Below are 9,261 nucleotides of genomic sequence, written 5' to 3' on the forward strand. Positions count from 1 at the left end.
TAGTTAAAGATTATTTCTTCACGAGCTTTATTCTTATTATACTATTGTTCCGTCAATTCGAAATTATCTTAAAAACCAATCGTAGAATTAATCTTCAAATGTAAATCAATTCGCACTACAATTAGCATTAAATAATAATATTATTTTTACCATGTCAATCTTGGCTAAGGTACGTGTAATTTAAGTTCAAATTTCATACCGTTGATATGGTTCTTTATTTATACTGTTATTAATTTCTCTCAATGTCCAATTCATGGCTATCCTTTGCTGTGATGAATAAGACTAACTTGGGGAAGAAATATAATGAATTGTAATAGATGTTAAATAACGATATTTCGTGTAACATGTTGTTTGCAATTACAGAGGGGGTTATGCTTTGGAACTAAGACAATTAACATATTTTATGGAAGTGGCCAAATATAAAAGTATTACGAAAGCGGCAGAGCAGCTTCATATTTCTCAGCCGGCTTTGAGTAAGTCTATTAAGGCATTAGAGGAAGAGCTTGGTACAACATTGCTTATCCGAACAAATAAGACTAGCCATATAACAGATGCAGGGAATGTAGTATTGGAGTATGCTCGTAAAATGACAGGATTAGTAGGTGAAATGAAGCTAACCTTGAGTGATTTAACAAATTTGTTAGTCGGACAGCTTAATATTGGCTTACCTCCCTTCATCGGCAGCTTGTTTTTTCCCAAGGTTATGGCACAGTTTCACCATGCTTACCCGAATATTAAGCTAGATATTACCGAGTATGGTGGAGCAAGGGTCGTAAAAAGTGTGGAGGAAGAAGAGTTTGAGCTAGGTGTTGCCGTGCTACCGGTAGATGAAGCTATCTTTAATGTATACCCTATTGTGGAGGAAGAGATGCTACTGCTGGTTCCTAAAAATCATCCTTTAGCGAATCGCAAAGAGGTATACATAAAGGATCTAAAGGATGAAGAGTTTATTTTTTATCATGAAGAATTTGCATTGAATAAAATTATTCGTAACCACTTTTATATTACTGCAGGCTTTGAGCCAAAGATATTATTTAAGAGCTCTCAATGGGATTTGATGTCTGAGATGGTTGCAGCGAACTTAGGGTTGTCCATATTGCCAAGGTCCATCTGTAATCGTCTATTTGCGAAGGATATTAATATTGTCAGTTTAAAACCCACGATTATGTGGAGATTGGCTGTTATTACGAAAAAGGGAAGATATATTTCTCATGCTGGAAGAACATTTATTGATTTTATAGTTAAAGACAAGCTATAACTAAAAGTAATGAAAACTATTCCAAATATGTATTTTACGAATGGCAAATAACGGCGTAATATGACTCTTAGTGAATGAAATATAAAGCATTTATCACAAAGGAAGTTTTATCATGAAAAAACTAGGAGTCATTATCATACAGGTATTATTTTTGCATGTATTTTTGTTTTTAGGAATTATGTTAAAGCATATTATTCCATCACCTATTCCGTCATCGATGTATGGATTACTTTTATTATTTTTGGCTCTGCTTTTCCATATTGTAAAACTAGAATGGGTGGAACAAGGAGCGGGCTGGTTGATGGCGGAGCTATTATTGTTCTTTATTCCTTCAGCTGTCGGTATTGTAAATTATCAACAAATAATCAGCCTACAGGGCTTAGAAATAGTAGTGCTAATCACAGTAAGTACGATCATTGTAATGGGTTTAACAGCATTAACTGCAGATAAAATTGCAGTTAGGAAAAGGAGAAGATCATCATGATGATAATCGTGTATACAGTAGCCACTTATTTGATCTATCTTCTTTCTAAGAAAGTATATTCAAAATGGAACATCCCATTTTTTCACCCATTATTACTTTCTCCAATCTTATTGATTGTGATGATAACTTTGACACATGTAACAGCAGACCAGTATATGGAGTACTCGAAAGTTCTGTCACATCTGCTAGGACCAGCCACTGTTGCATTTGCCGTACCGATTTATAAAAATATAGCGGTAGTTCGAAAAAATATCGGTACCATATTAGTTAGTATCATAACTGGAACGTTAGTAGCTATCTTTTCTACGTTTGTTTTGTCCAAGCTTATTCGTCTTAGCTATGACTTTAGTATCTCGATTCTCCCAAGGTCAATCACAACCCCAATAGCAATTGAGGTGTCGAAGGAGATAGGAGGTCTACCAACATTAACGACCGTTTTTGTAATCATAACTGGAGTTGTTGGTGGTATTGTAGGACCAGCTGTACTTCGGTGGCTGTCTATTCAAACACCTATTGCCAAGGGACTTGCACTCGGAATGGGTGCACACGGTGTCGGTACAAATAAGGCAATGGAATATGGAAAACAGGAAGGAACATTTTCTTCTTTAGCCATGATATTTGCAGCATTAATCACGCTAGTATGGGGGATATGGTTGATTCCGTATTTATAGGAGAGACAGCATTTGTCTGTCTCTTCTTTTATTAATTTAAAGTAGGCGAGAATAATACAAACTAGAAAAATAAGTTAATTGAAATTTTTATCTTGCTTTTTCCTCATGAAGTTCTATAATTAGCCTCGTAGACAATGATTTTTGTTTTTATAGACTTATATTATTGGTGGATGTAGAGGAGATATTATATGACACTCACAATGGAAAAAACACGTATCGAAAAGGACTTTTTAGGGGAAAAAGAGGTCCCAGCAGATGCATATTATGGTATCCAAACCTTAAGAGCCGTTGAAAACTTCCCGATAACAGGGTATCGAATTCATGAAGAACTAATTAAAGCAATGGCAATTGTGAAGAAAGCAGCAGCACTTGCTAATATGGAAAGTAAGCGCCTTCATTCCGATGTTGGCGAAGCGATTGTTCAAGCTGCAAGTGAATTAATGGAAGGGAAATGGCATGATCAGATTATTGTTGACCCTATCCAAGGTGGTGCGGGTACTTCCATTAATATGAATGTGAACGAGGTAATTGCTAACCGTGCGATTGAGCTCTTAGGGAAGGAAAAAGGAAATTACACATTTTGTAGTCCGAATACGCATGTCAATATGTCTCAATCAACGAATGATGCATTTCCAACTGCTATTCATATAGCTGTACTCAATATGATTGAAAAGCTTACACTTACAATGGAAGAAATGCAATTAGTCTTCCAGCAGAAGGCAAATGAATTTAGTGATGTAATTAAAATGGGTCGTACACATCTTCAGGATGCGGTTCCTATTCGCCTTGGGCAGGAGTTTGATGCATATGGCCGTGTTATTTCGCGTGATATTAAGCGAATTAAACAATCACGTCAGCATTTATATGAACTAAACATGGGGGCAACCGCTGTAGGTACGGGTTTAAACGCTGACCCTAGCTATATTGAGAATGTCTTAAAGTATTTATCCGAAATAAGTAGGTTACCGGTAACCGGCACAGAAAATCTTGTCGATGCGACACAAAATACAGATGCCTATACAGAAGTATCAGCAGCATTAAAGATTAGTATGATGAATATGTCAAAAATCGCCAATGATCTCCGTTTAATGGCCTCTGGTCCAAGAACAGGCTTAGGAGAAATCATATTACCTGCAAGACAGCCTGGTTCATCCATTATGCCAGGAAAGGTGAACCCAGTCATGGCCGAGCTAATCAATCAGGTAGCATTTCAGGTTATTGGCAATGATCATACGATTGGCCTTGCGTCTGAAGCAGGTCAGCTCGAGCTCAACGTAATGGAGCCAGTTCTTGTATTTAATTTGCTACAATCCATAAGTATCATGAACAATGCATTCCGTACATTCACGGATCATTGTTTACGAGGAATAAAAGCGAATGCAGAGCGATTAAAAGAGTATGTGGAAAAGAGTGTTGGGGTCATTACGGCAGTGAATCCACATATTGGGTATGAGCTTGCAGCGAAAATTGCTTCTGAGGCAATATCCAGTGGAGAACCAGTCCGTGAATTATGCTTACGATACGGTGTCTTATCAGAAGAACAGCTAAATCTAATCCTTGATCCGTATGAAATGACACATCCGGGAATAGCGGGTGCTAGTTTATTGAGCAACAAGTGAAATGGGGAACAGTCGGGGATATAACTAACAGATTTAGTGTAGTAAACGAACAATGAATGAAATTAGCTCTGGAAATAAGGCGTAGACTCTCATGGAGCCTTCGGAGCAGGCTAAAAGTGAAGCCTTCCATTGTTCGGAGTTTGATAAATTTATTCGATTTTATTAAATTGAGCCCTCTGCATCTTAAATTTCAGGATGCAGAGGGCTTTTTGCTCACTCTATTACCTAGCAAGTTATAGTAAAAAGGAAGCTTCTCTTTAATAGATTTATTACTTAGTTCTATTTAATTAAAGGATTCGTTATATTTTACTTTACTTTTTTCTTTATCCTTCCATTCATAGTAAAATTCTCTATTATCCTTTAAAACAACAACTACGAAATAGTTAAACGGATAAACTCCTGTAGTCCCTTTATAGGCTTTAATGCTCTCGATTTCATCTAAATAAATTCCTCTGTTATGAAATAAATCATTCGTGGTTGCTACTAATAATTCTTCGCGCTCTTCAATTGCACCTGTTTTATAATCTTGATAGTAAAAGTAGCCAATTACACCTAGCGATAATAATAATAGTAAAGACGATACAATAGCCAATTTCTTCATACTAAAAACCTCTCTAGTTATGATTATTTTTCAAAAAGTATTTTGTGATTATGTGATATATTCTACCTTAGATAATACATGTATTAAACTAAATTATGAAAATGATGTCAAAAGTGAAAAAGACTTTCGTGAATGTTGGGTGAACTTTGCACCAATGGTAGTATATATTCTTGGGTTTAAGGTTAATGTTATGGACCGTGCAGCCACCCTTAGCTTTAAGCCCTGTACAACAGGCGAGATACTTTTTATCAACAAAACGAAATCAGGGCTTTGGAGAAGAAAATGGGGATCTAACGACATTTAATATTCCGATGACTAGTGTATATGACCCTGATTTAATTGATTCGAATTCACAAAAAAATAGTATACTGTAAATCAAAGCATAGGCGCTCATCCATTTTGGGGCGTCTATTTCTATTGCTTAACATGTGAGGTTTTCTTAAATGGAGAAGTGAGGTAGAATCAGAGATACAGAGATGATACACTAAAATTCCCATAAGAAAGTAGGGTTTATATGAAGCTAGGAACAATAGGAACAAATTGGATTACGAGTGCTTTTATAGAGGCTACAAAGGAACATGGAGGATTAACACTGCAATCCGTATATTCTCGGACAGGCATGAAGGCTAAGGATTTTGCGGAGCGTCACGGTGCTAAGGAGTACTTTACTAGTCTTGAAGAATTTGTAAAAAGTGATATTGATTGTGTGTATATAGCTTCTCCAAATTCCTTGCATTTCGAACAGGCAATGCTATGTTTACGACATAAAAAGCATGTCATTTGTGAGAAACCCATTTTCTCAAACCGTAAAGAGTTGGATCAAGCGTTTACAGCTGCAGAGGAGAATGGTGTTTTCTTAATAGAAGCTATGCGGAATATACATATGCCAGGTTTCAAAGTACTACGGGAAAACCTAGAAAAGGCAGGAAAAGTGCGAGGTTTAGTCCTGAACTATTCGAAGTATTCTTCTCGATACGATAATGTTCGAAAAGGAGAGGAACCAAATATATTCTCGTTAAATTTCTCTGGTGGGGCTTTAGTTGATTTGGGTGTTTATCCACTCGCGCTAGCTGTTTCCTTATTTGGAGAGCCAGTGGATGCGACATATTACCCTTCCATTATTCGAACCGGTGTAGACGGTGGCGGTACTTTAGTATTACGATATCCAGATTTTATTTGTACGATCTTATGTTCCAAAATAGCAACCTCATACAATCCATCAGAAATTCAAGGAGAAGAGGGAACATTTGTCATCGATGATCTTGGTACACTTGCAACGATTACATGGATGGATCCTACCGGTGAGCACATTCTAACCGAAAAACACCAGCATCTAGATATGTACTATGAGGTTGAAAGCTTCGTCAATATGATTAAGAATAATGATCAACTAACATACAAGAGGCTTAAAGAGATCAGCCAACAAGTCTTAGCAATTACGGAAAAGGTACGGATAGATTGTGGCATTATTTATGCGGCTGATAGGTAAATTATTGATATAGCGAACCTTTTATGATGGAGGGCAAGCGTGTATTAAGCAGAAATTCTAACCAGTGCTGTGGTATTTAAATCAGCATTTAGTGTAACTGCACACGAAAATATAATTCCTCCTGCTTCTATATCACATATAAGTACTTGTACTCTTTTAGATAAACAGAATATAGCGAAATAATTAATCCTTTGGGGAGTGATTGGGATGAATCGGCCAAGAATTGGCATGGTAGGGTTAGGTGGGATAGCACAAAAAGCATATTTACCAATTTTAACAAACGAAAAAAGCTGGCAGTTTGTCGGTGCATATTCCCCCAATTCGATAAAGCGAAAAAGAATTTGTCAGCAATACCGTATTGAGGATTTTTCTACTATGTCAGCGCTGATTCAGGCTTGTGACGCAGTGTTTGTACATAGCTCAACAGAGTCGCATTATGAGGTGGTCTCTACCCTTCTACAGCACGGGAAAGATGTATATGTAGACAAGCCATTAGCGGCGACACTAGAAGAAGCTGAAAGGTTAGTGGAATTGAGTAACAAAAGCGGTAGAAAGCTAATGGTTGGATTTAACCGGCGATTTGCACCAATGTATGTAGAAGCAAAAGAAAGAAAGGGAAGTCTTTCTGCTCTTTCCTTTGAAAAGCATCGAGAGAATGGAATTGGTCCAGTTGATTACCGTTTTACTATGCTCGATGATTATATTCATGCAGTTGATTTTATGCGATGGTTTCAGGATGATGAGGTGACACTGGCCTATCAAAGGCTAGATATCAATCGTGAACAGCATTTGGTATATGCACAGCATGTATTCGAAGGAAAGAATGGATCAACATTTACTATATCGATGCATCGAAAAGCTGGGGCGGATTTGGAGCAATTACGATTACTTACTAATGGACGGATAATTCAGGTTCAAAATCTACAAGTGATGGACATCTTAGAGGACGGTAAACATACGATACAAACGGCACCTTCTTGGGCGACCATCCTACACCAAAAAGGATTTGAAGCAGCAGTTGAACATTTCATCGGCTGTATCATAAACGATATGAAACCACTTGTCGATGGACAGGAAGGGTTGAAGTCCCAAATCCTTGTGGAAAAATTATTTAGGAAATAGTGATGATTCATTTACCCCTTACTTATTGGTAGAGGGCTTTTATGTGAAAAACCCATAAATTATGCTTGGCTCTTTTCATGTCGGTTGGCCAATTTGATGGGGCAAAGGGAAGGAGAACCTTTGCCTGTTCCTGATGCCCTATCAATCGATACGTTTCTAGCCATTAATCAACCGTCACTCTTCCGTTAAAAAATCCCTCACCCTTTTCACATAAGGGGTTTTATCATAGGAATAATATAGCTGACTTGCTAGTTTTACGGGATCGCCAAAGAAGTATCGTTCATACTGTACCTCACGTGCTCCAAAGGCGCTCATCGATAACTCCCATGCTAGTCGAAAGAGCTTTACACGGTTCTTGGCGTCGTCTGATTTAGACTGTAAATAATGATCTAAATCCTTCTTCAAAGGTGATTCAAATGCACTTTCTGTAGGTATGGATATTAGTCCACTTGCACCAATTAGTTGAATGATTTCATTAAATCGTGCATACACCTTTGGAAAGATATTACTAGCCACCTGAAGTGTCTTTTGGTCTGGGCGCATGATTCCCCATTCATCCAACTTTGCCACTACCTCTGATTTAATAATTAATGCCTTCAAGGTTTCTAAGGCGATAATAATTTCGGATGTCTTCTCCTGAACATGCTGGTATTCGCCTATGTTAATCGAATCAATAATCGATTGAACGATGCCTAGCACGAATTCCGTTTTAATGATTTGTCTCGATATTGCTTGATGTAAGGAAAATGGTAGGAATGAGCTTGCCATGGCAAACTCATTCGAAACGAGTAAGTTATTATAATAAAATACGCGCTCCCACGGAATGAGTACATGATCAAAAACAACAATGGTATCCATTTCTTCATAACGCGAGCTTAGTGGGTAATTAAATGTAGAGTCACCGATTACGAATGACTCCCTGCAAATAAATCGTATCCCCTTTTCATTGCTTGGAATGGAGAAAGCAAAACCATTTGCTTTGTCTTGTATACCACCTGCTGAAAAAACGACTATTTCATCGGTGATGCCACCTCGAGTCGCTAAAAGTCGTGCACCCTTTATCACAATACCCTCATCATTTGTATCGATAACCTTTGCGGCAATTGGTTCATCCGAATCCTCAAAGTAAAATTGAGCCCGATTTACTTGTGGGTTTACAAAGGAATGTGTCATAGACAAGTCATTTTCTCTCGCATACTCATAGAAAGCAACTAACCGTTCCGGATAGCAGTTTTCTTTCCCCTTTAGATAGCCAGCGGAGGATGCAAGAGCCATTAAGACTGTATTCATATAATCGGGACTTCTACCCATCATGCCATTACTTGCCAATGCCCACTCTTGTGTCATCTTTCTTCTTTTAATCAAATCATCAATTGATTTTGGTTGTAAAAAAGACATTCCTACTTTTTGTCCGGTTGTTTCGGAAGTATAGGTCATTATACTCTTTAAAGAATCATTATGCTGCAAGTCATATAATGCAGCCTGGCTATTTATAACTCCTTTAAATGCCGGATGCTCGGAAATTTTCCCAGTAACAGGCTTGTCATCCACCCATACATTTGCCTTTAGATTGTCAATTCGCGTGATATAGTCACTTCCGCTTATGGCTGGCATACTCTCACTCCTTGAAAATAAATCCCATTAGCTACAATATATTTCCTGATAGTTTATTATGATTTTTAACTAAGGGTTCCATATATTAATGATGTGATCAGATATTTTGGCTATAATCTAGAACGCTACCAGATGGAAGGTGAAAGTGGCGTATGGGGCTCCGTTGGGGTGTATTAGCTACTATTGATGTACCGAAATAGGAGTAATTTATTAGTAAATTATTAAAGAGGCTGGGACATAATTAGCCAACAATAAATAGAAATGGTTCCAATCATGCTAAAAACTGGTGCTTGGAACCATTTTTTTTGGTTTGTTTTCAATATTCATTGGTAAATTAGGTGTTCTGGCGGTAAACTTTCTCAGGTTTACCGCCATGAATGCAAACCCTAATTCATTTACTACT

General features: G+C 37.5%; 8 protein-coding genes and 1 pseudogene. 7 read left to right on the forward strand and 2 right to left on the reverse strand.

Annotated elements, in window-relative coordinates; genetic code table 11:
• Positions 1-376 precede the first annotated feature (376 nt).
• The 4 genes from KI338_RS15075 (at position 377) to aspA (ending at position 4,032) form a co-directional block, all read left to right on the forward strand.
• Positions 377-1,258: a LysR family transcriptional regulator gene (locus KI338_RS15075; protein WP_212921827.1), complete on the forward strand. Its 882-nt coding sequence runs from the start codon at positions 377-379 to the stop codon at positions 1,256-1,258.
• Positions 1,259-1,370: 112 nt separating this feature from the next.
• Complete coding sequence (locus KI338_RS15080) at positions 1,371-1,742, forward strand: CidA/LrgA family protein (protein WP_212921828.1); 372 nt, start codon at positions 1,371-1,373, stop codon at positions 1,740-1,742.
• A complete protein-coding gene (locus KI338_RS15085) occupies positions 1,739-2,413 on the forward strand; it encodes an LrgB family protein (RefSeq protein ID WP_212921829.1) in 675 nt (224 codons plus the stop codon). The genes KI338_RS15080 and KI338_RS15085 overlap by 4 nt, the downstream gene beginning before the upstream one ends.
• A 188-nt stretch (positions 2,414-2,601) precedes the next feature.
• The gene (aspA, locus tag KI338_RS15090) at positions 2,602-4,032 is read left to right on the forward strand and encodes an aspartate ammonia-lyase (protein WP_212921830.1); all 1,431 of its coding nucleotides are present in this window, start codon (positions 2,602-2,604) and stop codon (positions 4,030-4,032) included.
• A 283-nt stretch (positions 4,033-4,315) separates the two neighbouring features.
• Here aspA and KI338_RS15095 read toward each other — a convergent pair whose 3' ends face one another.
• On the reverse strand, positions 4,316-4,633 hold the full coding sequence (locus tag KI338_RS15095; RefSeq protein ID WP_212921831.1) for a hypothetical protein: 318 nt from the start codon (positions 4,631-4,633) through the stop codon (positions 4,316-4,318).
• A gap of 154 nt (positions 4,634-4,787) precedes the next feature.
• Between KI338_RS15095 and KI338_RS15100 the strand changes: the two are divergent.
• The 3 genes and pseudogenes from KI338_RS15100 to KI338_RS15110 all read left to right on the forward strand — a co-directional run bounded on the left by KI338_RS15100 (position 4,788) and on the right by KI338_RS15110 (position 7,244).
• Positions 4,788-5,007 (forward strand): annotated as a pseudogene (locus KI338_RS15100) (hypothetical protein).
• Between the two features lie 140 nt (positions 5,008-5,147).
• Positions 5,148-6,122: a Gfo/Idh/MocA family protein gene (locus KI338_RS15105; protein WP_212921832.1), complete on the forward strand. Its 975-nt coding sequence runs from the start codon at positions 5,148-5,150 to the stop codon at positions 6,120-6,122.
• Positions 6,123-6,329: 207 nt separating this feature from the next.
• Positions 6,330-7,244: a Gfo/Idh/MocA family protein gene (locus KI338_RS15110; protein ID WP_212921833.1), complete on the forward strand. Its 915-nt coding sequence runs from the start codon at positions 6,330-6,332 to the stop codon at positions 7,242-7,244.
• A gap of 174 nt (positions 7,245-7,418) precedes the next feature.
• On the opposite strand, the gene hpaB is transcribed toward KI338_RS15110, so the two are convergent.
• Positions 7,419-8,858, reverse strand: coding sequence for a 4-hydroxyphenylacetate 3-monooxygenase, oxygenase component (gene hpaB, locus KI338_RS15115; protein ID WP_212921834.1), 1,440 nt, complete (start codon positions 8,856-8,858; stop codon positions 7,419-7,421).
• Positions 8,859-9,261 lie beyond the last annotated feature (403 nt).

This window comes from Ornithinibacillus bavariensis, assembly GCF_018333235.1.
In the GTDB taxonomy this organism is placed as follows: Bacteria; Bacillota; Bacilli; order Bacillales; family Amphibacillaceae; genus Ornithinibacillus; species Ornithinibacillus bavariensis.

Bases quoted from the DNA above. Each gene is read 5' to 3' on its own strand.
- KI338_RS15080 (WP_212921828.1), top strand. From the start codon at position 1,371: ATGAAAAAACTAGGAGTCATTATCATACAGGTATTATTTTTGCATGTA.
- KI338_RS15085 (WP_212921829.1), top strand. From the start codon at position 1,739: ATGATGATAATCGTGTATACAGTAGCCACTTATTTGATCTATCTTCTT.
- aspA (WP_212921830.1), top strand. From the start codon at position 2,602: ATGACACTCACAATGGAAAAAACACGTATCGAAAAGGACTTTTTAGGG.
- KI338_RS15095 (WP_212921831.1), bottom strand. From the start codon at position 4,633: ATGAAGAAATTGGCTATTGTATCGTCTTTACTATTATTATTATCGCTA.
- KI338_RS15105 (WP_212921832.1), top strand. From the start codon at position 5,148: ATGAAGCTAGGAACAATAGGAACAAATTGGATTACGAGTGCTTTTATA.
- KI338_RS15110 (WP_212921833.1), top strand. From the start codon at position 6,330: ATGAATCGGCCAAGAATTGGCATGGTAGGGTTAGGTGGGATAGCACAA.
- hpaB (WP_212921834.1), bottom strand. From the start codon at position 8,858: ATGCCAGCCATAAGCGGAAGTGACTATATCACGCGAATTGACAATCTA.